13 protein-coding genes are annotated in these 25451 nt (G+C 55.6%); 6 read left to right on the top strand and 7 right to left on the bottom strand.

Features of this window, described 5'->3' with window-relative positions:
* The first annotated feature begins 11 nt into the window (after window positions 1-11).
* Window positions 12-6899 (top strand): T9SS outer membrane translocon Sov/SprA, encoded by a 6888-nt coding sequence (sprA, locus tag BUB22_RS00610; RefSeq protein ID WP_254794577.1) that lies wholly within the window; start codon window positions 12-14, stop codon window positions 6897-6899.
* Between the two features lie 96 nt (window positions 6900-6995).
* On the opposite strand, the gene BUB22_RS00605 is transcribed toward sprA, so the two are convergent.
* Together BUB22_RS00605 and BUB22_RS00600 are read right to left on the bottom strand one after the other, a co-directional pair.
* Window positions 6996-7760: an SH3 domain-containing protein gene (locus tag BUB22_RS00605; protein ID WP_073113479.1), complete on the bottom strand. Its 765-nt coding sequence runs from the start codon at window positions 7758-7760 to the stop codon at window positions 6996-6998.
* A gap of 212 nt (window positions 7761-7972) precedes the next feature.
* Window positions 7973-9784, bottom strand: a complete 1812-nt coding sequence (locus BUB22_RS00600; protein ID WP_073113478.1) for a BatD family protein — start codon at window positions 9782-9784, stop codon at window positions 7973-7975.
* Window positions 9785-10265: 481 nt separating this feature from the next.
* On the opposite strand from BUB22_RS00600, the gene BUB22_RS00595 reads away from it, so the two are divergent.
* The 4 genes from BUB22_RS00595 to BUB22_RS00580 all read left to right on the top strand — a co-directional run bounded on the left by BUB22_RS00595 (window position 10266) and on the right by BUB22_RS00580 (window position 21329).
* Complete coding sequence (locus BUB22_RS00595) at window positions 10266-13244, top strand: glycosyl hydrolase family 95 catalytic domain-containing protein (RefSeq protein ID WP_073113477.1); 2979 nt, start codon at window positions 10266-10268, stop codon at window positions 13242-13244.
* A gap of 303 nt (window positions 13245-13547) precedes the next feature.
* Window positions 13548-15629, top strand: coding sequence for a family 43 glycosylhydrolase (locus BUB22_RS00590; RefSeq protein WP_073113476.1), 2082 nt, complete (start codon window positions 13548-13550; stop codon window positions 15627-15629).
* A 109-nt stretch (window positions 15630-15738) separates the two neighbouring features.
* A complete protein-coding gene (locus BUB22_RS00585) occupies window positions 15739-19239 on the top strand; it encodes a beta-galactosidase, LacZ type (RefSeq protein WP_073113609.1) in 3501 nt (1166 codons plus the stop codon).
* Window positions 19240-19355: 116 nt separating this feature from the next.
* Entirely contained in the window at window positions 19356-21329 is a 1974-nt protein-coding gene (locus BUB22_RS00580) for a carbohydrate-binding protein (RefSeq protein WP_254794576.1), read from the top strand.
* Window positions 21330-21491: 162 nt separating this feature from the next.
* On the opposite strand, the gene BUB22_RS16545 is transcribed toward BUB22_RS00580, so the two are convergent.
* The gene (locus tag BUB22_RS16545) at window positions 21492-21668 is read right to left on the bottom strand and encodes a hypothetical protein (protein ID WP_175547200.1); all 177 of its coding nucleotides are present in this window, start codon (window positions 21666-21668) and stop codon (window positions 21492-21494) included.
* A gap of 56 nt (window positions 21669-21724) precedes the next feature.
* On the opposite strand from BUB22_RS16545, the gene BUB22_RS00575 reads away from it, so the two are divergent.
* Complete coding sequence (locus BUB22_RS00575; RefSeq protein ID WP_175547199.1) at window positions 21725-22495, top strand: nickel/cobalt transporter; 771 nt, start codon at window positions 21725-21727, stop codon at window positions 22493-22495.
* Window positions 22496-22512: 17 nt separating this feature from the next.
* Here the strand turns inward: BUB22_RS00575 and BUB22_RS00570 are convergent, their stop codons facing one another.
* The 4 genes from BUB22_RS00570 to BUB22_RS00555 form a co-directional block, all read right to left on the bottom strand.
* Window positions 22513-22845, bottom strand: a complete 333-nt coding sequence (locus BUB22_RS00570; protein ID WP_073113474.1) for a biopolymer transporter ExbD — start codon at window positions 22843-22845, stop codon at window positions 22513-22515.
* Window positions 22846-23412, bottom strand: a complete 567-nt coding sequence (locus BUB22_RS00565) for a MotA/TolQ/ExbB proton channel family protein (protein WP_072809021.1) — start codon at window positions 23410-23412, stop codon at window positions 22846-22848. It abuts the gene before it with no gap.
* Between the two features lie 106 nt (window positions 23413-23518).
* Complete coding sequence (locus tag BUB22_RS00560; RefSeq protein ID WP_073113473.1) at window positions 23519-24229, bottom strand: energy transducer TonB family protein; 711 nt, start codon at window positions 24227-24229, stop codon at window positions 23519-23521.
* A gap of 9 nt (window positions 24230-24238) precedes the next feature.
* Window positions 24239-25450 (bottom strand): DUF1302 family protein, encoded by a 1212-nt coding sequence (locus tag BUB22_RS00555; protein WP_254794575.1) that lies wholly within the window; start codon window positions 25448-25450, stop codon window positions 24239-24241.
* Between the last annotated feature and the right edge of the window lies 1 nt (window position 25451).

Here is a 25451-nt window from a genome sequence, read left to right as displayed (position 1 = left end):
GATTGTTGCTTTTGAAAAGGTTCTTACATAGAACCCGCTCGGGTTTTTTGGCCCTGTGCCTTACGGCATTCGGCATCGCTTGGTCTCAGGAAGATTCTTCCGTGAGCGTTTCCGCGTCTGCGGGCGAACCCGAAAATGCAGAGGCGGAAGAGGCCCCTGACCCGGCAGAGACCGAGTGGCAGCCGACCCTCCAGTACTTCCCGCTGCCGGCATCTTCGAACCCGCTGAATAGCCTGCTTCCGTTCGGGGGCGTGGGCGCATCGCCCCGCCTGATGAAGGAAACGAAGGGCCAGGTGTTCGACCACGAAATCAACATGGCGACCCGCGAGCTCGACGTGAGCGAGAAGCGCGTGAACAGCGTGTCGCGAGATACGACTACGCTCTGGACGGCGCACTACCCCGAACTTACCGACTACGTGGCCGACATGTACGACGTGGGCCGCAAGAACCTGTGGCTCAATAGCCTTATCGGCCAGCGCGACGGCGGGTACGAGGCGCCCGAGACGGGCTCGATGTTCGACATCACGATTCCGGTGAACATGCCCGCGTGGATGAAGACCTTCGGGTTCGACAAGCCCAAGCTGATGCTCCAGGGTACCATGAACGTGCGCCTGAAGGGCTATGGCGAGATTGACGATGCGGAAGGCAGTACCAAGACGAGCCTCTGGCCTTCGCCTTCGCTCGATTACGAACCGAGCTTCATGGTGAAGGGCAAGATTGGCCCTTACGTGACGGTCGAGATTAACAACGTGGAAAGCGGGCTCGGCGTACAGAACCAGGTGCGCGTGGTGTACGAGGAATCGTTCAAGGACGAGTTCGAGGACTACATACTGCAGCGCGTCGAAGCGGGTACTACGTCCCTCTCGCTTTCGGGTACGGAACTTACGGGTTATTCCGAGAACCACCAGGGCCTGTTCGGTATCAAGGCGGACTGGAAACTGGGTGACTGGCGGCTTACGACCATCGCGTCGCAGGATGGTGGAAGCCAGGAGGAATACACCATCAACGCCTCGGAGACGACAACCGAATTCCAGGTGCTCGACAAGCAGTTCGTTGCCTACCGCTACTACTTCTTGAACCACGATGCCCGTGACAAGTACGTGAACGCAGCCATTGCGGGCCGCACCACGTCGAGTTACCCGGCAACGGGCCTCAAGCTGTTCAAGAGGAGCGCGCTCAACAACAAGAACGACGTGTGGCGCGATGTCAAGGTATTGTACACGACGCCTAGTGGCAAGCCTATCGAGAAGACTGTCGAACGCATGGTGGAAATCCCTGCGAGCGAGTACTCCTACGACCCCAAGACGGGTATTGTGAAGGTGAACGGCGTGACCCGCTCTACGCTGCTTGCCGCCCTATGGAGTGAAGACGGCACGGGGCGCGTGGGTACCACGATGAGCCACGGGGCAAAGATTGTGCTTATCCAGTGGGATGCGGAACTCGCCGAACTGACGGACATCGGGAAGCTCATGCTCCGAAACGTGTACGCTATTGGCATTACGGATGCGAGTTCCTCGAATTTTGTGCTCCGCATGAAGAACAAGTCGGGCGTGGCGGGAACGTTCCTCAAGACGCTCGGCGTCGCGGATACGACGACGGGTACGCCCCTCGTGAGCGATGCTACGATTTTCAAGAAGGATGCAAGCGGCAACTACACCGGCGAGATGTGGCTCCCGTGTAAGCCGCTCTCGGAATATTCCGGCCCGAACGCTACGGAGCGCGCGCGCGCGAACTGCTTGGAACCCTTGCGCAACCTGGATTCTACGAACGTGGTGGCGCAGCTCTACTCGCTCCCGGTCTACAACCTGAGCCGCTATACGAGCCAGTTCTACTTTGAATCGGTGGGCAAGCGCCGCAGTTCCACGATTAGCGTGCGCGACCCGAACTCGAGCTACTCCGTGAGTGGCTCCAGCTGTATGGACATTTCACCGGGCACGGAAAAGCTTACTGCGGGTTCTACCGTGCTTACCCGCGGGACGGACTACGAGGTGAACTACGAGCTCGGCCAGATTGAGCTTTTGAGCGAGCGCGCGCTTGACCCGAACAAGGAAATCAAGGTCACCTTCGAATGTGAACCGCTGTTCGAGATAGACAACAAGCTGTTGCTGGGCGCCCGCGCGGAACTCCCGCTGGAACGCTACGGGTTCGGAACGGGTTCGCTCTTTGGCGTTACCGCGCTCTACAAGAGCCAGAGCACTACGGCGAAGACCCCGACTCTCGGTAACGAACCGTTCTCCAGCGTGCTGTGGGGCATGAACCTCCGCCTGCAAGATACGGTGCAGGCCCTGACCGACCTCGTGAACAAAATTCCGGGAATAAACACGGACGCAAAGTCCAGCTGGCGGTTCGAGGCCGAATTTGCGGCGAGCAGGCACAATGCGAACACGAGTGACGATGTCGAGGCTCTCGTGGAAGATTTCGAGACGACGACGAACGGCCTCACGTACCCGCTGTCGAGACTTTCGTGGTACCAGGCTTCGCCTCCGGGCGGAACGGATTCGAGCCTTTCGACTTACATTGAGAACCTGGATTACAAGCATCAGGGTGAATTCATTTGGCATAGCAACAATACGGAACTGTACAAGTACATCTACCCGAATGTCGGCAACTCGGATGTCGATAACCAGCACCTGACCGTCCTCAAGATGACTCTCCGTGCAAACGACAACCTGGTGGGCAACTCCTGGGGCGGCATCATGCGCCCGAACAGCGCCTACTACCAGGACCTGAGCGAGATGAAGTATATCGAGGTGGTGGCGCGCGGTAACGTGGGTTCGCTGTTCCTCGATTTGGGCCAGGTAAGCGAAGATATTTCCATAAACGGCTTTGCCCCGAATGGCGAGTACGATGGTGAAAATGACCTGGGCTCGACGACTGCGCTCCATGACAGGGGCCTGGACGGCAAGACGGGCGACGAGGAAGAACGCCAGGTCTGGGATTGTCGCATTGCCGGGTGTATCTCCTCGGTGAGGAATTCGACGAACTCCGGCCCGACGACCGATATTGCGCTCGATAACTTTGACGACGACCTGGACGACGACAGTGACCCGCCGAGGATTATCAACGGCACCGAGAACAATGCCGGTGAACGCACCTACGATACCGAGGACATCAACAAGAACGGCTCGCTCGATACCGACATCAACTTCGTGCGTTACCGAATTGACCTTTCCGATACGAACGCGGCGAACTTCGAGGTGCTCCGCAACGGCTGGCGCAAGTGGCGCATTCCGCTGAACCAGTACGACACGCTTGTCTCGTCGACAGGGAGCGACTACAAGTCTATCCTTGCGCAGTCGCTGTATACGAGGCTCTGGATGGGCCGGCTGAATCCGGGTGTTGCCGAAGCGAAGGTGCAGGTGGTGAGCCTTGCCGTGGTGGGGAACGCCTGGGAAGAAACGACGGTTGCCGACTTCTACAAGACGTCTTCTAACGAGAACTCGCAGATTGTTAGCGTGAACGGGATTGAAACTTCCGTTTCGGAATCGGTGGGTACGACCGATACCACCTACGTGAAGGTTTCTACCATCAATAGCCGCGAAAACGCGAATACGTATTTCAAGAGCCCGAATACCAAGACGGAACGCGATTCCGAGACGAACGCCCCCCTGAAGGAAACTGCGCTGGTACTTGACTACCAGAACATGAACCCCGGCCAGGAAGTGGGCGTGACGCGCATATTCGAGACCGACAAGAAGGACCTGTCGTCGTACAAGTCGCTCAAGATGGAAATCCATTACGTGACGAAGGCGAAAACGTCGAAGGCTCCGGTGCGTTTCGCGCTGCAGTTCGGTTCCGGCTCGCTTGAGGGCTCGAACGATTACTATGAATGGAGCTTCCGTCCGGTAATGTACGATAGCACTTCGTGCGAACGCGAGCAGGATTGCCACGAGCAGAACTGGCTTGCGAACGCCTTCGCGATGAACGTTTCCGACTTCTCGGATTTGAAGCAGGGACGCCGCCCGCCGTTCGTGGAACCTGTCGTGAAGGAACTTGGCGGCGACCGCGAAGAACGGCTCAGGCTGGTGGGTAACCCTGCCGTGACGAGCGTCGACTGGATGCGCTTCGTGATTATTGCGGATTCGAGCGCGTCGGCGGAAGACCTCGAGGGAACCTTCTGGATTGACGACCTGCGCCTTTCGGACATGGATACTGAATGGGGCTATGCTGCACGAACCTCTGCGCAGGTGAACTTCGCTGACTTCCTTTCTGTTTCGGGTGCGGTGCGCTACCAGGACGGAGCCTTCGCGACACTTTCTACTTCGGGTGGTTCTCCGAAGCCCAAGCTTTCTCAGGCCGCATCGCAGTTCGATGTTTCGGGCGATATTACGCTTAGCCTGAACAAGTTCCTTGCCGATAGTCTCGGGTTCCATATCCCGATGAGCTTCGGTTACAGGAGCACGACCAAGCGCCCCTACATGAAACCTTCCGATGACCTGACGCTTGACCGCAGCAGCTTTGGCGAACTCACGAAGGACATGTTCCAGAACGAGCTCGCCGTGACGAAGGACAAGAAGGAACAGGAACTCCGTGACGACGCTCAGTCGAAGGGCTACCAGTCCTACACCCGCGAAAAGAACTTCAGCATCAGCTATAGCAAGAGTTACAAGGCGGCCGATTCGAAGGTGGGCGAGGCGCTTTCGCAGATATTCCTGGAACGCCCGGCGGCGAGCTATTCTTACCGGCAGTCCGAGGGCCGCGCGACGACCGCATCGGATTCCACGTATTCTTACCACACGGTGCTCGAGTACAAGCTGGGTACGTTCAGCCTCTTCAAGTTCAAGCCGTTCGAATCCCTCGCCAAGTCCGAAAACAGCTTCCTGAAGGCTCTCGCGAAGACGGAATTCGAACCGTGGCCGCAGACGTTCGACGTGACATTGTTCGACTTCAATTACGTGCGCTACGTGAACCAGGTGCGCGACCCCGACTACGTGGAACCGCAGGTGGACAAGGTGGTGACCTACACGGCGGACTTGAACCACAAGCTGAATATGCGCTGGAACATCCTTTCGTTCCTGTCTACGAGCTACTCCCTGAACATCAAGCGCGACATGTACGGTGGCGGTGACCGCGAAGGGTTCGTGAAGGAAAACTTCTTCAGCCCCGACGAGGGCGGGCTCTTTGCGAGCGGCTACGTGTTTGACTACGACCATACCGACAGGAAGGTGTATGTTTCCCGCGACAGTCTCGTGATTATCCCGACCGATACTATCGCGAAAATGGATGCGAACGGCAAGCCGATGGCAATCGACATGTCTAACCCGGATTCCTACGAAATCCGCTACGACTCCACCACGTTCTACAAGGTGGATAGCGTGGGTACCCGCGAGTACGGCAAGTCCTACGGCATATTGAGGAACGAACGTTCCCGCACGCAGCAGTTCAAGATAAACTTTAACCCGCGACTGATTTCATTCTTGCCGTTCAACATGGGGTACACCTCTGACTTTAACCAGCAGAAGACCATTCCCGACAACTTTGACTTTATGGACCAGAACAATCTCGAGAAGAACTACTGGACCATATCGCAGACAAACCGCTTCGAGTTCAGCCCGACCTTCAAGATTGTCGGCTTCCTGAAACTCTTCGGCAAGGAATCGAAGGCCGTGAGCGCGGTGGAAAAAATCAAGTGGCGTGAAATACGGTTCAACTGGACCGCGAGTACCAACACGCTGGGCGAGAACTTCACGCTGGCACAACTGTACGAGCAGCAGGGCGTGACTCCCTTCCAGTACTACCTCTACGGTCTCGGTATCGGCAACGGCTACCGCAATCGCGGGCTCTGGAACATCGTCTCGGGCGACATGGGGCTAACATCCCGCGGAGATTTCGAAAAGTTCGGGCAGTACCGCAACAGGGATGTCGATACGCTTGTTTACCAGGGCAACTTCCGCCATGCGGTATCGCGCAGTTTCCAGATAGGTACGGGCATCACGCTCCCCATCTGGGATATTGGCCTTACGGGTGACCTGCAGTGGAAGGAAGATTTCGCGCAGTCCCGTGAATACCCGCTGTACATCGACACCACAACGGTGTGGCCCAAGATTGGCGTGGGTGTGACAATCCCGAACTTTGCCCAGCGCGTATCGTTCCTGAATACTTTCAAGAGCGTGAGCACAATCCACAGGTTCGATTTCACGAAGACGACGAGCGTGAAGCCCTTCCAGAGCGCGGAAGATTCCTGGTCGTACCAGATTAACTTCAACCCGCTGGTGCGTGCTACGTTCCTGTTGCAGAACAACCTGAAGATTGAGAACAGCGTGCGCATGAAGATAGAGACTACGGATAGGCGCCCGAAGGAAGAAGTTATCGGGCTTCCGTGCTGGCCCGACTCGCTCGGTAACATCGCCGACACTACGGACTACTTCTGGAATACGCCCTGGATATACACGGCGCTTTACAACGACTTTGCGTTCAATATCGGCGATGACTTCACGATTTCGTACCCGCTCAAGCTAAAGCGCGGGTTCCAGCTGTGGAAATGGTACTTCAAGCTCGACAACAACGTAGACCTGAAACTCACTGCGGGCTACGACTACAACAAGACTATCCGTAAGGAATACACGCCTGCAAACAAGGATTACAACATGTGGAACAAGGAGAGCGGTACGGACGGCGTGTTTAGGGAATGGAAGTTCGATTCTGAAGACCTCTCGGCGTACAACATGACGGGCAACCCGACCGCATATAACCCCGAGCTGAAACTGACTGACCGCACGGTGCCTTCGCGTACGCACGAGTGGTTCATTCGCCCGAGTGCAAGCTACCAGTTCAACAAGATGGCGTCGATGAGCAGCTACATCGAGTACAGGCAGATTCACGAGAAACTCGACGACGAGACCCCGCACCTGCGCCAGATCCTGCAGTTCGAAATCGCACTCCTCCTGAGATTCAATTAACTTGAACAGTTAGCCGAAGGATTTGCTTTTAACTCCCTGCATCTAAATCGCATACGCTGAGCGTATGCGCGAGGCTAACGCAGTTAGCCGAAGGACTTATTTTATAATCCCCACTTCGCTGAGCTTTACAAAGCCCTTGATCTTTTCGCCGAGGCGAATTTCGGCAAAGTTGCCCTGCACAGAAATAACCTCGAAGCTCGTCCCTTCGGAGAGCGTGTTGAGCGTTTGTGACTTGTCGCTCGGTGCGCTTGTCACGTCGGCATCGGCTGCAGTCACCACGCCGGTAATTTCTGTCTCGAGGACAATTACCTTGTAGGCGGCACTCGCCCCGATGACGCAGAAGACTGTCGTGAGCGCGAATACGATTCCCGTGCAGATGTTCTTGCGGGTCTCTCCGATAACGAGCTTGCGGGCGATAAGCACGAGCGTGATAATCCAGAAGAGGGCGAGCAGCGTGAAAAGTTGCGCCTTGAGGGAAAGAGCGTGGTGCGCCTTGAATAGCCCGGTGAGGATGGGATTTTCTTCCTCGTCTTCTTCCACCTTGTCGCGGGTCATGGCCTGCGCGAACTTGAGGTTGTGCATTATGTCGTCATCGGTGGCGCGGAGCCGGAGCGCCATCTTGTAGTAGTAAATCGAGAACCCGAGCTTACCGCTCCGGAAGTAGGCGTTGCCCAGGTTGTAGAAGAGGTCGGCGTCTTCCATGCCGTTGTCGACGCAGGTGCGCCATTCGTCGATGGCTCGCTCGAAATCGCTCTCGTTGTATGCCTTGGCGCCTGCTTCGATGCCCGCGCATTTTTCGGCGGCAAGAGCCGGGCCGAAAGCCACTGCGATTGCAAATAAGATAAACAAAGTTTTCTTCATTTTTCTCTAATTCCATTTGTTACCGTGTCATTCTGAGCAAGCAATATAGAATTGTTAGCAACTTGTTGCTCTACAATTCTTAAGCTCTTTGAGCTAGAATCTAGGCTTGATTCTTTTACTGGATCCTTCTCCCCACAAGGGGGATCATGGCTCACTAAGGGCTGAAGCCCAAGTGACCAAAGAGACTCCGTTGCACTCCGCTCAGGATGACATCATACCTTAAGTCCTTCGCAAAGTTTTTCGACGTCGTCGAGCATCTGCTTCTGCTCTTCGGCGGAGGGGTTCACCGGGGCGAACCGTGCAAATGCGCATTTTTCGAGCCAGCTGTCAATTGCCGCAATCGTCTCTGCGTTCAAGCCGAGCCTTGCGAGTTCTTCCTTCATCTGCGGGCGGGTCATGCCCTTGAATTCCAGGTTCGTCTTGTCGCTCAGGTAGTCAATAAGCCCGTTTTCGAGCGCCGCATAGAGGGCCTTCGCGTCGCCCTTCTGGAGGGCCGCGCGTGCATTTGCGAACCGGGCCTTGAGCATCTTGTTTGCCTTGCCCTTGCGCACGAGGGCTGCATCGCTGTTGTGCTTGCGGCGCCTGCGGATTGCAAATGTTACGAGTACATAGAACGGGATTGCCGCGAAGAATATGGTCCAGAAAATGGCGTTCCTGTGCGGGTGCGATGAACTTGCGTTCTTGCCGACCGCATGGATGAACCGTATGTCGTTACCGAGCGATTCAATCTCCTGCTTCTGCACGGCTGCGGGGCCGCTTGCGGTGACGGGGTTCTGGAAAATAGCCTCGGGAGCGTTTTCACCCTTTTCCACGTGTATGTTCCACGGGCCGGCCTTTGCCGTCTCGTACTTCTTCTTTGCGGGGTTGAACCAGCTGTAGGTAATCTCGGGTACGGTAAAGTCGCCCTTCTTTTTGGGGTAGAGGAACACCTTGATGCTCTTGCTGGTAATGACCTTGCTGCCCACGACCTTCTTGTTGATGTTGTTTTCGGGAGGTACGGAGCGGAAATCGCTAAAGTCGGGGAATTTCGGGTCGGTAATGGTGCCGGGAGTTCCGTCGCCCTTGATGTCTACGGAGAGCGTGAGCGCTTCGCCCACCTTTACGTCGGTGCGGTCGAAGTTGGCGCTGAAGCTGTAGTTGCCCACCATGCCGCTGAAGTCCGCGGGCTTGCCTTCGGTGGGGAGAGGTTTCACCATGATGTTAATCGTGGGGGACTGGGCCTCGGCCTCGACGGATTCCTGCCTGATGCTCTGCGAATGGAACGACATGCCGCCCATCTGCTTGTTCTCTTCGACAATCTTCGGTTCGCCGCGTTTGGTGTACTTGAACTTGAACGGCGGAATCTGCAGGTTGCCACTCTTGGTGGGGCTAAGCCATGCAAACTTGGCGCTTGCCTGCATTTCGCGGCGGCTGCCTTCCACGGGTTCAAATTTTAGGTTCGAGAGGTCGCTGCGGTGCACGATGAAGTCGTTGCCCGTATTCATGTCTGTCGCCTGCAGGTTGCCCTCGAAATGCTCGTAGGTGTGGAGCCCGAGCGTTACGTAGAACTGTTCGCCTTCATAGATGGTCTTCTTGCTTGCGGTAAGCGATACGCCGAGCGCATCGTCGGTATAGGCGCGCTGGATGTTGACGGGGATTTCGCCCGAGATGGGTTGTTTTTGCCCTTCAAATTCGATTAGGACCTTGCCGATGTTCAGGCGCCCTGTCTTTTTGGGGGCCCTTAGCTTGAAGGTGTAAATGCGGGCCTTGTAGGCGCCACGGCTTCCGCCTCCCCAGAAGGAATTGAACATTTCTTCCATGCTGGGGCGCATCACCTGGTCTGTACTGTCCATGCCCAGGAACGTGAATCCGTTCTGCGTGTCGATGGAAAAACCGCTCCTGTTTTCGGGCAAATCGCTTAACGGGTATACAAGCTGCAGTCCAAAGGTCTTGCCCGCTTCTACGCGCTCCCTGTCGAGTTGCAGGGAAGGCCGCGCGGTCGCTCCGAGGGCGAGGGCAAGGCATATGAGTATAATTCGTTTCATACCGCCAAAAATACCAATTTTTCGGGTAGAAAACCAAAATGAGGGTGCCGGATGCGGGGTATAGGGGCAGGCGAGCCGTTTTTTTTGCCGGAAATCGGAGAAAAAAGTTTTTCTTATATAATTTTTTCCCTTGACGCGTTAGTAAATTTTTGTTAATTTTGGCCCGTCGTTGCGAAAATCACATAAAAACGACGATAAAACGCAAAAATAAAGGATAAAAAGTCAATATGTACTGCATTCTCGCCGCCCTCCTGGTCAAGAGCTACAAGAAGTATGCCAAGCGTGCCTAATTGCCGCTCGGTTATTTTTTTAGACATCTCTCTCTAGTGATTACCGGTTCCGCTGGATAGGCGGGCCGGTTTTTTTATGCAAAATGGGCGTTTCTTGATAAAAAATCAATGCAAACTGGGTTGCGGTTCGTAATTTTGGCGTTTTCGGCATATATCTTTGGATTTGAGTGTATGTAAAACCAGGAGAACGTATGAAACTTGGCCTGATGTTTGGCGTAAAAATCGCGGCAGCCTTTTGCGCGGCGACCTTGTCTTACGCGTCGACGGACAACCCGCTCACCCTCTGGTACAACAGCGATGCGGCGGGCGAATTCACGAACGCCCTCCCCATCGGCAACGGCTACATGGGCGGCATCATTTACGGTGGCGTCACGAAGGATATTATCGGCCTGAACGAAAGTACGGTCTGGTCGGGCGGCCCGGGCGACAACAACAAGCAGGGCGCGGCAAGCCACCTGAAGGATGCCCGCGACGCCATGTTCCGCGGGGACTACCGCACGGCGGAATCCATCGTTTCTAACTATATGATCGGCCCTGGCCCTGCAAGCTTCCAGCCGGTGGGCGACCTCGTGATTACCACGTCGCATTCGGGGGCCACAAACTACCGCCGCGAACTGGACCTCAAGACGGCCATCGCGAAAACGACCTATACGAGCGGGGGAGTCAAGTACACCCGCGAATACTTTGCGAGCTACCCGGACCACGTGATTGTGGTGCGCCTCTCCGCCGATAAAAGCGGCTCGGTGAGTTTCGGGGCCACCATGACGACTCCGCATCGCAACAACAAGATGTCGAATAGCGGGAACACGCTTATCTACGACGTGACCGTCAATTCCATCAAGTTCCAGAACCGCCTGAACGTGGTGGTCGATGGCGGTACGGTCTCTGTCTCGAACGGGAATATCAATGTGCAGGGCGCGAATTCCGCAATGCTCGTGCTCACGATTGCGACAAACTTCAAATCGTATAATGACGTGAGCGGTGACCCGGGCGCCATTGCGGCCGATATCATGAGCAAGGTGAAGGGCAAGTCTTACGACGACCTGCTCAGCGCGCACCTCAAGGACTACCAGACGATTTTTAACCGCGTGAAGATTGACCTGGGTACTGCCGACGCGAGCGCAGGCGATATCACCAGCACCCGCGTGAAGAATTTCAATTCCACGAACGACCCCTCGCTCGTAGAACTGCATTACCAGTATGGTCGCTACCTGCTGATTGCGAGTTCGCGCAAGGGCGGCCAGCCTGCAAACCTGCAGGGCATCTGGAACAAGGACACGAACCCGGTTTGGGGCAGCAAGTACACGACCAACATCAACCTCGAAATGAATTACTGGCCGGTAGAGACGGCGAACCTCGGCGAATGCGTGTGGCCGCTCATTGACAAGATCAAGAGCATGGTCCCGCAGGGCGAAAAGACCGCGAAGGTGCATTGGGGCGTAGACGAGGGATGGGTGGAACACCACAATACCGACCTCTGGAACCGTACCGCCCCGATTGACGGCGCATGGGGCTTGTGGCCCTCTGGCGCAGGCTGGCTCAGCACGCACCTCTGGGAACATTTCCTGTTCAACCCGACGGACAAGGCTTACCTCCAGGACGTTTACTCCACCATGAAGGGGGCGGCGCTCTTCTTCGTGAACAGCCTTGTGGAAGAACCTGAAACCGGCCACAAGTATCTGGTGACGGCCCCGAGCGATTCTCCGGAAAACGACCATAGTGGTTATAACGTCTGCTTTGGCCCCACGATGGACAACCAGATTATCCGCGATGTTCTGAATTACACCATCGAGGCTTCCAAGATTCTGGGCGTCGACGAGGATGTTCGTGCCAGGATGGAGGCGACCGTCAAGAGACTCCCGCCCACAAAGACGGGCAAGTACGGCCAGATTACGGAATGGTTGCAGGACTGGGATGACCCGAACAACAAGAACCGCCACATTTCGCACCTGTACGGCCTTTTCCCGAGCGCGCAGATTACGCCGGAAGAGACCCCCGACTTGATCAAGGGTGCTGGTGTCACGCTGAAACAGCGCGGTGACGATGCGACCGGCTGGTCTCTTGCATGGAAAATCAACTTCTGGGCCCGCATGCACGATGGCGACCATGCCTACACGATGATCCGCATGCTCCTCACGCCAAACAAGACTTACAACAACCTGTTCGATGCGCACCCGCCGTTCCAGATAGATGGCAACTTCGGTGCGGTTTCGGGCGTGAACGAGATGCTCATGCAGAGCCACAACAACAGGATTAACCTGCTGCCCGCACTCCCCTCGCAGTGGAAAGACGGCTCTATCAAGGGTATCCGTGCCCGCGGTGGCTTCGAGATTGATTCCATGGCCTGGAAGGGCGGCAAGCTCACGTATGTCGCCATCAAGTCCGATGTGGGCCAGACCCTGAATTTGGTCAGCGGTACGAATACCTTCACGACCACGACGGTTCCGGGTAAGATTTATGAATTTGACGGCAATCTGAAACTCACGAACCAGCCGTTCGAGCCGGTAACGGTTCCGGGCAAGATTCAGGCCGAAAGCTACATCGCGATGGATGGCGTGCAGATTGAAGATGATACTGAGGGAGAGCCGAACCTGGGCTGGATTAACGACGGCGATTGGTCCACCTACCTGGTGAAGGTCCCGACTGCGGGCACCTACACGGTTACGGCCCGCGTGGCGAGCGAGGCGGAGGCCGCCTCTACCATCACGATTACGGATTCTACCGGCAAGGCGCTCGCGACCCTCACGGTAGACCCCGAAAAGACGAACGGCTGGAACGACTGGTACGAGACTACGGCGGATATCGCGCTTGCCGCGGGCGAGCAAAAACTCCGCTTCGAGTATTCCGGCGAGAGCAACTTCCTGATGAACTTTGACTGGTTCAGCATCGCGAAGGGCACGGATGCCGTACCCGAGGCGCGCAAGACGGTAACGATGCTCGACGTGCGCCCCGTATCGCTCTCGAAGGGCTCCGTTTCGCTCATGATACGTTCCAATGCCGGCTTCAAGGTCAGCCTGTACACGGTGCAGGGAATGCTGGTTGGCACGCATGAAGGTTTCGGCAGTTCGCTCGTGGAATTCGGTGAGGATGGTAGCCTTGCCCGCGGGAACTACATTGCGGTCGTTACCAGCGGAAACCTGCAAAAAACGCTCAAAATCCGCGCTTTTTAACCATATTGTCATCCCCGCTATACGATACTTGGCAACTTGTTGCCTTAGTAGAGTTATCCTCTTTGGGGAGCAGGCGGGGATCTTTGAGCAAAACCGCGCACATCGTCATCCCCGCAGGCGGGCGGACAGCACTTAACAACTTGTTGTTTAGTGCGCATGGCCACCAAGGTGGGGATCTTCTTGCCGAACCATTGACAACTTATCCACGCGAACATGGCTTTCACATGGTTTTTTCGCCTTTTTTATGGATAATTTTAGAATGGTGAGTTAAAAAAGTCGCCTTTTAGGCGAAAGGGATGTTCTATGAGTTTTGCCAAGACAGCAAAAATAGCCGTAGCCGTGATAGGGTTCGGTCTCTGCACGCAGGCCATGGCCGAAAACCCGCTTATCCAGACTTATTATTCTCCGGACCCGGCGCCTGTCGTGTTCGGCGATACGCTTTGCACCTATTCCGGCAACGACGAGGGCGGCAGCTTCTTCACGATGCACGGCTGGCGCGTATCGTGCACCACGGATATGGTGAACTGGACCGACATGAATACCCTCATTTTGGAAGCGGGTGACTTTAACGGTTCTGCCAAGAAAAACGGCGACTGGGCATCTCAATGCATTCGTCGCAATGGCAAGTACTATTACTACGTGACCGTGGAATCCACCCGAGGTGGCCGCGCCATCAACGTGGCCGTGTCCGACAAGAAGGAAGGTCCCTTCAAGGACGCCCTGAACGGCAAGCACCTGGCGGGCCCCAACTGGGACTACATCGACCCCACCGTGTTTATTGACGACGATGGCCAGGCTTGGCTCTACTGGGGTAACCCGAAGCTCTATTACTGCCCCCTCAAGGAGAACATGATTGAATGCGCAAGCGAAATCAAGGTCTCCGACATGAGCACCTTTAACGGCAAGTATACCGAAGGCCCGTGGATCCACAAGCGCGGGAAAAAATATTACATGATTTACGCCGCCGGTGGCATTCCCGAATCCATTGACTATTCCTGGAGTGATTCCCCGACGGGCCCCTGGACCTACAAGGGCGTCATTATGCCGAGTAGCGAACCGGGTTCCGCGTTCACCGTCCACTCCGGAATTGTCGACTTTAAGGGCCGTAGCTTCTTCTTCTATCACAACCAGAAGAACGTGAAGGGCGGCGGCTACAGCCGTTCTACCGCAATTGAAGAATTCACCTGGAATGCCGACGGTACCATTCCCACTATCCGCGCTACCAACAATGGCGTCGTGAAGCCCATCAAGAACCTTGACCCGTTCGTGCGCGTGGAAGCCGAGACCAAGTCTTGGGTGGGTGGCATGACAGTCAATACGGCGGGTGGCTATACCATCATCGAGCATGTCGGTGCCGAATATGGCAATGTTTTCCTTACCAAGATGAACAGCGGGTTCTACACCAAGGTGCGCTCTGTTGACATGGGCGACGGTGCCGACCGCATTATCGTTTGCACCAGGGGTAACGGCGGTAAGCTTGAACTCCATGCCGGTTCCGAAAACGGCGCTCTCCTTGCATCCATGAATATCCCTTCAAGTTCTGCTTGGGAAGAACATACCTTCGATGTGACCGATGCTGCCGGCGTCGACGACCTGTTCTTTGTGGTAAAGCAGGGCGGGTTCGATTTCGACTACTGGTACATGGAAAGCGAAAAGACTGCTGTTCCGCAGACGCCTTACAAGGGCACTGCCGCTGCGGTTCCGGGCAAGATCGAGGCTGAAAATTACGACGAAGGCGGCCACAACAAGGCCTTCTACGACAACGACCGTGAAAACCAGGGCAAGGCCTACCGCGAAGACGAGGTCGACGTGGTGGATATCAGCGATTCCAAGTGCGGGGAAGCCGCCTGCACGGGCTACGCCATCGGTTACACGAACGATGGCGAATGGATGGAATACACCATCAACGTGACTGCCGACGGCAAGTACAATATCGTTGCGAATGTGGCTACCGCGTTCGAGACCTCTGCAATGCAGTTGTTCATTGACGACAAGGAAATTACCGAATCTGTGGTGCTCCCGAAGGTTGACAGCGTATGGACGACGTACAAGGAAGTGGAAATCGGTTCCGTGGAGCTCAAGAAGGGCGAACACGTGCTCAAGCTCCTGATTACGGGCGCCTACCTGAACGTGGACTGGATCAACTTCGTTGACCCGAATGCGGAAATTACGGCTCTCAAGCAGGTTCGCTTTGCCCCGATGGCCGAAGGCGAGTTCAACGTGTTCGGCGCCACGGGCAAGTATATTGGCCGCATCGATTTGGGTTCCGCGACATCTACGCAGGATATGGCGGCATCGCTCAAGCGTGCCGGTTACGCGAGCGGCATGTACATCGTCCGCAGCGTCACGAACCGTGCCCAAATCCAGCGCGTGCAGGTGAGGTAAGCTTGCCGAACCATTGACAACTTATCCACGAAACCTCTTCTAGAACCATTTAAATACCCCCGAAAAAGGGGTATTTTTCTTTATGGTGTGGAAAACAAAAGAGGATGTTATGAAGAATCTCCAGATAGCTAAGGTAGTATCGTGTGCGGCCATTTTCGCCGCACTTACGGGCACCGCTTTTGCGCAGAGCGGCCCGAACGACGAATGGAACGGCAAGCCGCGCGTTTTCGGCGTGAACCGGCTTAACCCGCACGTGACCTCGATGCCCTACACTACGGTGGAAGAGGCTGTCAAGGGCGACCGCCATGCATCCGAATGGTACCAGACGCTCTCCGGCAAGTGGAAATTCTTCCATGTGGACAAGCCGAGCCAGCGCAACAACGACTTCTACAAGGACAACTACGACGTTTCCAAGTGGGATGAAATTCCGGTGCCTTCCTCGTGGCAGATTCTCGGCTACGACCACCCGATTTACACCAACGTGGTTTACCCGTGGGCGCAGAACAACCGCGTGTCCGCTCCGGGCGCCCCGACCGACTTCAACCCGGTGGGCCACTACCGCCGCACCTTCACCGTGCCCGACAAGTGGGCCGGCAAGCGCATCCGCCTGCATTTCGAGGGCGTGGAATCCGCATACTACGTGTGGGTGAACGGCAACTACGTGGGCTATTCCGAAGACTCCTTCACGGGCCACGAATTCGACATCAACAAGTACCTGCGCAAGGGCGAGAACAACATCTCGGTGCAGGTGTTCCGCTGGTGCGATGGCTCCTGGCTCGAAGACCAGGACTTCATTCGCCTTTCGGGCATTATGCGCGATGTGTACATCTACGCCGTTCCCGAGGTCCATATTCAGGACTTCCAGATTGACGCTACCCTCACGAACAACTATACCGACGGCTTGCTGAAGACAACCGCCTGGATTTACAACTCCACGGGTTCCTCTTCGGGCGAATACACGGTGGAACTTTCGCTCTACAACGATGCGGGCAGCGAAGTGATTGCCCCGACGGCGCAGAAGGTCTCGGGTATCGGCGCGAACGGTGGCGAAAAGAGCGTGCATTTCGAAATCCCGTATGCCAAGCCGAATCGCTGGTCTGCAGAAACGCCGTACCTCTACACGGCGGTGCTCACCATCAAGGATAACGCGGGCAAGATCATCCAGGTCGAAAGCAACAAGATTGGTTTCCGCACGGTCGAAATCAAGAAGGACAACGGAGCCCCGCGCCTGCTGGTGAACGGCATGCCGGTCAAGTTCCACGGCGTGAACCGCCACGAGCTCGACCCGGATAATGGCCGCGCAGTGACTTACGACCGCATGGAACAGGATATCATCCTGATGAAGCAGTTCAATATCAACGCTCTCCGCATGTCGCACTACCCGAACAACCCGGTAATGTACGATCTTTGCGACAAGTACGGTATTTACGTGATTGACGAGGCGAACGTGGAAAGCCACGGTGCGAACGGTGACCTGCCCAAGAGCAGCGATGACTGGCGCGCTCCGGTGGTGGACCGCCTGAACAGCATGGTGCAGCGCGACAAGAACCACCCGAGTATCATCCTGTGGTCGCTCGGTAACGAAGCCGGCAACGGCAACGTGTTTGCCTCTGAACGCCAGCGCGCACACGAAATCGACTCCACCCGCTACGTGCACTACGAAGGCGATAACAACAATGCCGACGTGACGAGCCAGATGTACTGGGGCTACGACTACATCGCCGGTTACAAGGATGCGAACAAGCCGGTGATGCTCTGCGAATACGAACACGCCATGGGCAACTCTGTGGGCGATTTGAAGGAATACATGGATGCCTTCTATAGCAACCCGCGCGCCTTCGGTGGCTTTATTTGGGATTTCATTGACCAGGGCCTGCACCACAAGGGCACTCCGTACTGGGAATTCGGTGGCATGTGGGGCGACTGGCAGAACGATGACAACTTCTGCGCGAACGGCCTCGTGTTCCCCGACCGTGCGATTCAGCCGGAAATGTGGGAAGTCAAGTATCAGTATAGCCAGCTGCGCGTGAAGAACGTCGACGCCGCGAAGGGCAAAATCGAAATCGAGAACCGCTACCTGTTCAAGAACCTCGGCGACTTCCTCGAAGGTATCTGGCAACTCAGGGAAAACGGCAAGATTATCAAGGACGGCAAGCTGAGCGGCTCGCAGTTGAACATCGGGCCCCTCCAGAAGAAGGAAATTACCATTGAACTGCCGGACATCGAGACGACAATCGGTGCGGAATACCATCTGGATATCGATTTCCGCCTCAAGAAGGATGAACTCTGGGCGAAGGCGGGTCACAGTGTCGCTCATGAACAGTTCGGCGTCAACTATGACCAGCCCTGGTCTACCGAAGTGGATATCAGTACTCTGAGCGCCCAGAAGGTTTCCCGTGTCAGCGGCCTCACCATCGAAGGTACCGACTTCAAGATTACTTTCGACGAGAAGGCGGGTACGCTTGCCAGCTACGTTCTCGGTGGCGATACCATTATCAAGAACGGCGGTATCCCGAACTTCTGGCGTGCCCCGACCGATAACGACAAGGGCTTCAACATGGAAAGGGGCCACGGCGAATGGCGCAAGGCGAGCAAGAACCGCAATGTGACCTCCGAAGTCAATGAGGTTTCTCCGCAAGAAACACGTGTGACCTTCAACTTCAGCTTCCCGGACGTGGGCAGTTCCAAGATGAAGATGACTTACTACGTGTACGGCAGTGGCGATATCGTTGTGGAATACACGTTCAACCCGGATGGCTCCAAGAGCTATATCCCGAACGTGGGTACCCTCTTCACGGTGCCGGGTGGCTACGAGAAGGTGCGCTACTTCGGTCGCGGCCCCGACGAGAACTACATGGGCCGTAACCGCGGCACCTTCATGGGCATCTACTCGACTCTCGTGGATTCCATGACGGTCATGTATATGGAAATTGGCGAAACGGGCCAGCGCACCGACGTGAAGTGGGCGACGCTCACCAGCGACAAGACCGGCAAGGGCTTGATGGTTGTGGGCAATCCGCGTATGGAATTCAACGCGCAGCACTACACTCCGGAACAGCTCTCCGATACCAAGCTCCCGTGGGAACTCAAGCGCAACAAGGATATCACGATGCGTGTGGACCTGCACCAGATGGGGCTCGGCGGCATCAACAGCTGGGGTGCGGAACCGCTCAACGAATATCGCCTGAACGCGAACCGCGAATACTCGCATAAGTTCCGCATCGCTCCGATTCGCCAGCAGTTGAACGATCCGACCGAATACTCGCTGCTCGGCTTCAAGAACTTTGGTTGGAACGACCTCCCGCCTGCAGCGTATGGCCCGGATGAAGTCGCCGGTATTTACAAGAACCAGCCGGAAAAGGATGTTACTGAGACGGCGAACGTCGGCACTGTCGAAACGACGGACAAACTGCGTACGCCATCCGTGCTGGTACCCGAAGGTATGCGCTACTACAGGGTGTTCGATATGCAGGGGCGCCAGGTGGCAAGGTTCATGACCCGCGGTGTCGAAGACCTGCATGTTGCAACCAAGCGTGCGATTGGCCGTGCGGGCTCGTACCTGGTTCGCCCGGAACGGGGCGGCAACGCCTTCCGCATCGTCGTGAGATAGCCTAAAACCCCATTGTAATTTTGTCAAAAGTATTTGATTTGGGCGCCTTCTTGGAAGGCGCCCTTTTACATACATTTATATGTGTGTATTTGTGCAAACGCACAAGGGATGGCTATATGTTCAAGAAAATTCCTGCAATCGCGCTGTTGACGTTCACCCTGCCTGCAAGCGTTCTGGCTGCTGTCAACCTCAACGTTAGTCTTGGCGATAGTATCAAGCCGGTGACCCATGTGGCCACGGGCTCGCTCTACGGCCTTACGGAAACGCTCCCGAGCGATATCACGAAAGATGTCGCCCCGCTCAAGCCGAATGTTTTCCTTTCTCCTGCGCGTAGCGGTAACGGCCGTCAGCAGGGTATAGGCGGTGCCTTCCTCGTGGCCCCGCGTGTCGAAAGCATCGGCGCCAAGATCCAGATACGCCTTGCCGACGTGTTGCCCGGCTGGCCCTACAGGTTCCAGAACATGAACCACTGGAAAAACGAGGTTACCTCGGTCATCAACGACAAACTCAAATCGAACAACAAGAACTTTGACGGCTACGAAATCTGGAACGAACCGGACGGTACCTGGAAAAACGAGAACGGCGACTTCAATTCAGTGCTCTGGAAACAGACTTACGACCTGATCCGCCAACTGGACCCGACCGCAAAGATTATCGGTCCCTCGTACTCGTACTACAATTCCTCGCGTATGGACGCCTTCGTGAAATACTGCTCGCAGAACAACTGCATGCCCGACGTAATCAGCTGGCACCAGTGGGGTAGCGCGAACTTCGTGAACACTGTCGAAAGCTACCGCAGTATCGAGAAGAAGTACGGCGTGTCTCCGCGCCCCTTCAGTATCAACGAGTATTCCTCCGAGGAACATTCCGAGGAAGGCTGCCCGGGCGTATCGGTGCCGTTTATCGCCAAGTTCGAACGCTATGGCGTCGAGAGCGCGATGATTTCCTGGTGGTTCGTACCGCTTCCGGGGCGTCTCGGCAGTCTCCTTACCTCCAATAACGAGCGCGGTGGCGGCTGGTGGCTGTACAAGTGGTACGGCGACATGAGCGGCTACATGGCTAAGGTTACGCCCCCCAACGACAAGAGTGATGGCGTAGACGGCTTTGCCGCCCTCGACAAGAAGAAGGGTTTTGCGAGCATCGTGCTCGGCGGAAACACCAAGGGCGAAATCAGCGTGAACATTTCGGGCATTCCGGAGGCGTTCGGCAAGAAGGTGAATGTCGACGTGGAATACGTCGTGTGGGAAAACAAGGACAAGGCCGTGCCTTCTACCACTCCGGTTTCGAGCAAGGAATATGACGTGAACGGAGGCAAGATTACGGTGCCGGTGAACATCACGAACGTGAAGTACGGTTACCGCGTGTATGTGACTCCGATTATCCCGCAGGAACCGTACAAGGGTTCCGCCGCCGCCATCCCGGGCAAGATTGAAGTTGAAAACTACGATGTGGGTGGCTCCGGAAAGGCCTACCTGGATAAGGACGATGACAACAAGGGCGGTGAATACCGCGAAGATGCTGTCGATATCGTGAAGGGTGGTACGGGTTACGCCATCGGGTACACGCAGGAAGGCGAATGGCTCGAGTATACTGTGGACGTGGCGGCGGCGGGTGAATACGCCCTCACCGCAAGCTACGCGACCTCCTCGGAAAATGCGGGCATAAAACTCTATGTCGATGATATCGCAGTTACTGATAACGTAATATTCCCGCAGGGCGCCGACTGGGAAACCTACACCGCGTTCGATGCGGGCAAGGTGAACCTTTCTGCCGGCAAGCACGTCCTCAAGCTCGAAATTGTGGGCAACTACGTGAACGTGGATTACCTCGAATTCTGCACCGGCGAAAAGTGCAGTGCTGGCGATACGACCGTCACGGAGCCTTCAGGAACGGGCGATTCGACGACTCTCGTGCAAAACTACCGCGTGGATTTCGGGATGGCGCAAACCTACGGCATATTCTCCCTGAATGGCCGCCTGCTCGGGAAGGTTTCTGCCACATCGCTCGCCGAGGCTCATGTCAAGGCCCGCAACCTGGTGCAGCGCGGCTATGCATTGCAGTCCCGCTACGTCATTCGCGCTGTCAAATAGCGCACCGCTAGCCGGTACGGTAAAGTTTCATCTCTACACACAAAAGGTCTCTGCATTCTTGCGGAGGCCTTTTTTGGGGTGTTTCGGCCGACACTAGAGGCCGATATTTTCATTTAGTCGGACTCGTCGCATGAACGCTGTTTTCGTTCTTTGAATTAGCCGTTAACCTTTCCCGTATGGCTTGCACAGGTAAACAAGTGCGGTGGTGAGCGTGTAGTCGGCAAGGAGTGCGGCACCTAGGCCCACGATGGAGAGCAGGCCCACGTTGTGGAGGGCCCCCATGGGGCTGAAGATGAATACGAAGAACATCGCGCAAAGAATGAAGGTGGTCATGCCCATGGTCTTTCCGATTTCGCGGTAAGAGAGCAGGAGCGTTGACGGCGGCGATTTCGGCGATGAAAAGTGGCGACTGGGATGCCATTTGGAAATTCCTCGCGATTTGCCTTGTGTACGGTATGTTGCACGCGCTTGGCCCCGGACATGGAAAGTCGATTGTGGTCGGATATTTTATTGCGCGTCGTGGTCGCTGGCGGCAGGGTGTGGCGCTTGGTGCGGGCATTACCGTAACGCACACGATGAGTGCTGTTCTCTTGTTGCTGATTCTGTATGCGATTTTCAAGGCGACGGTTTTTGCTGCGTTTGAAACAGGCCGCGTCGGAATCGAGCGCGCGAGTTATGCGCTCATTATGCTCACGGGTGTGTTGCTTGTGGTGCTTGCAATTCGCGATGTGATTAAGTCGCGTAAGGGCTGTGGATGTGCCGCTCGGCTTGATGCCGCGGAAGGGGCTGCGCAAGATGGTGCGTGCGCGGAATCTGGCTTGGGAAGTGCGCTCCCGCCGGTTGCCCGCTGGCGTGAAATTATCGGAGTTGCCGCCGTTACGGGAATTGTGCCTTGCCCGGCTGTGGCGTTGATTGTTCTGTTCTGCCTGCTGAATTCGATGGTGGCGCTTTCGCTCTTGGGAGCGCTTGTCATTTGCATCGGCATGACGATTACGAATGTGGCCTTCGGTATTGCGGCCGTGGCATTCCGCAAGGGAATCGATAAGGGAAGTGCCCATACCCGTATCGCGACAAAAATATACACCGTCGCGACTCTCGCAGGCGGTGTTATAATCTTTATTTCGGGACTGCTGCTGTTTACGAACCAGTTCGCGGGAAGGGTGTAGCGACGCCGCAAGCGGCCTTATTCCGCACTTTCCATTTCGTTGATTAGCTGGATATTGTACAGTTTTTGCACCTGTAAAATGTCGAGGATGACGGCGATGCGTTCGTAAGTGGTTCCCTTGTCGATCTTGATGGCGACAGGGGATTTCTTGTTCTGCACCGTTGCCGCCTTTTCGCGGAGTTCGTCGGGCGTGCCGCGCTTGGTTTCGGTCTGTGTTTCGGGCAGAATCAGCTTGAGCACCGATTCGTCTTGCTTGAAGACGGATGTCACCAGGAAAAACACTAGCAGCAAGAAGACGCAGTCGATGAGCGGCGTCATGTCGGGGCGGATTCGGCGGGTGCGCTTGGCCATTTATGCATCCTCGTTTTGGGAACGAAGGTGGTCTTTTTCCTTGAGAATGCGGCCCAGCTGCAAAAGCACATCGTTTTCAACGTTGTCCTGCTCCGATTCCATGCTTGCGTTCAAGTAGTTGAACGCGATAACGTGCGGAATGGCGACCACGAGGCCAATCACTGTCGTAATGAGGGCGAGTTTGATGCCTGTAGCGAATGCGCCTGCGTCAGAAAGGCCCGAAACGGCGATGACGCTGAAGGCGTTGAATATGCCGAACACGGTGCCCAAAAGGCCGAGCAATGGAGAAATGCTTGCGATATTTTCAATCGTGGTCATTCCCTTTTGCAACGGCGAGAAAGCGAGTGCGATTTCGGTGCGGATGCTTTCCATGATGATGTGGTGGTCGGTATTGTGGCTCACCACGCGGTGCAGAATTTTGGAAGGAAGGCGCTTGCGGATGCTCCTGTTAAAGAGAATCAGCGAAATGATTTTCCACACGATGATGGAATAACCGACGAAATTCATCGCCACGAGTACGTAGGCGATAACGCCGCCCTGTTGAATAAAGTCTAAGATGTAGTTCATGTTTATCCTCTTTAAAAGTTCTTTTGTTCGTCATCGCGAGGTCATGCAATGACCGTGGCGATCCATTGGATTGCTTCCCCTTACAGGGTCGCAATGACGTAAGTAGTTAGTGCAGATTATATTTTATAGGAATCTCCATTTTCCAGGTGTCCTTGCCAAGTACAGCTGGAATCGGGTCGAACTTGGGCACGGCCTGCACAGCGGCAAGCGCGCTTTCGTTCAGTGAAGAATACGGACAGGGCTTTGCCACAACCGCTCCGCTGATGCTTCCGTCTTTTGCAACCGTGAACTGCACGCGCACGGTGCCTTCTTGCTTTAGGCGGCGGGCTGTTGCCGGGTAGTCCTTCTGTTTTTCGAAAGCCTTGGAAAGCCCGATAAGGTAGGCTTTCGTCACCTTCATCAGCGAATCCTTCGAGGGCTTCGGCGGTGGCGGTGGGGGCGGTGCCACTGGCTCAGGCGGTGCTTCGACAACGGGTTCCGCGTCTGTAACCACAATGGGTTCCGGCTCTGGTTCAGGTTCAGGTTCCGGCACCGTATCTTGTACGATGTTCGGAATAATTTTCGCGCGAACCACCTTCTTCACGATTTTCTTGACTTCGGGCGGTGGCGGAGGTGGCTGCAAGAGCAAACGCTCCACATGAATCACCTCGGCATCTTCGCGGGTGGTAACCACCTGCGTCCGCTTCATGAATCCCCAGGCGTAAAAGCCTGCGTGCAGCAAGACGGCGACGATAATGCCGATGCAAAATACACGCCGCATCGTGAATGCAGAATAGGGATTGCGCGGGCGCGATGTCGGTTCAATTTCAAAATTCATTATATCTTGTTAGAAGTAGTACTTCGCTTTAGCCCAGACTTGACGGTTCTTGTCGTACCCCGCGAGTTGCCCGCGCTTGCCACCGAAGTGATCGTAGCCGAGCGAAAGCGTTACCTGGTCAGAAAGCGCGTAATCGCCGGAAACTCGGGCGTAGTAACCCAGGTTGTCGATGTCGAACATGCCGTATAGCGCAAGTTTAAGCGTGTTGTTCAGCAGTTCTTTTGAAATGCGGAATGTCACCTGCGAACTGTACTTTTCGGCGGCAAGTTCGTCCGAATAGTCGGCGATGTACTTGTGCAGATACTGAACCATGAAGGTCCAGTTGTCGCCTGCGTACCAGTCGATTCCGCCGAGCGCATTGAACGTGTTCTTGCGGGCATAATCGAGGTTGTTGGCATAACCGAGCGCTTCATCCAGGTATTCCGCGATTTCGAGGCGGAGGACGAATTCCCCGAGGGGTATTGACATGTCGCCACCGAACATGGTCATAGTCTCGTGAATTCCGTGGATGATGATGGAATCCTTGACAGGATCGTAGCCTGCGACAGTGACGGGCGACTGGTTATGCGTATGGAGTGCCGAGATAGAGAAATCCAGATTCGAGAGGAAAAACGAAACTCGCGTTCCGAAATCTCCATTCTTGAGACGTGGCTCGGGGCCTTCAGGGAAGTCAAAACTGGCATTTTCGGGCAAGTCCGGTCGCCACGGGTTGTCTTCGCCTATTGGCATCTGGAAATACCGCGACACGGGCACGTAGACGAGTTCGGCGTTTACGCGCTCGCCGGGGTACTTGATGCGAATTCCGTCAACAGCCATGCGCATGTCGTCGTAATCGCTCGACATGAATTCGGTGTAATCTACAGGCGAAATCAGATCGGTAACGCGAAGCCCGTCGGCAACGCCCCACACCACAATCTGGCGGCCAGCGCGGATTTCGAGGAAACTGTTCGAGTAGTTGAAATATGCTTCCTGCAGTTGCACGCCGGTGCGGTCGTCGAGAATGCTGTTGTGTATGCCGTTCAAACTAGCAAACAGGTAGGCGCTTTCGTAATCTACGCGCAGTTCGGCACGGAGGCGTGTCCGCGATGTCGTGAAGTCATGCGGCCACTCCGTCTGCACGGCGTGATACGTGTCCACGAACCCGTTGAATTGAAACGGACTTTCTTGGGCGAAGGCTGCGACAGCGGCCGCCCCAACCACTAACCACCAACCACTAGCCACT

Source organism: Fibrobacter sp. UWCM, from assembly GCF_900129735.1.
Taxonomy (GTDB): domain Bacteria; phylum Fibrobacterota; class Fibrobacteria; order Fibrobacterales; family Fibrobacteraceae; genus Fibrobacter.
The sequence above is the reverse complement of the archived record's forward strand: the minus strand, read 5'-3'. Positions and strand labels throughout refer to the sequence as shown.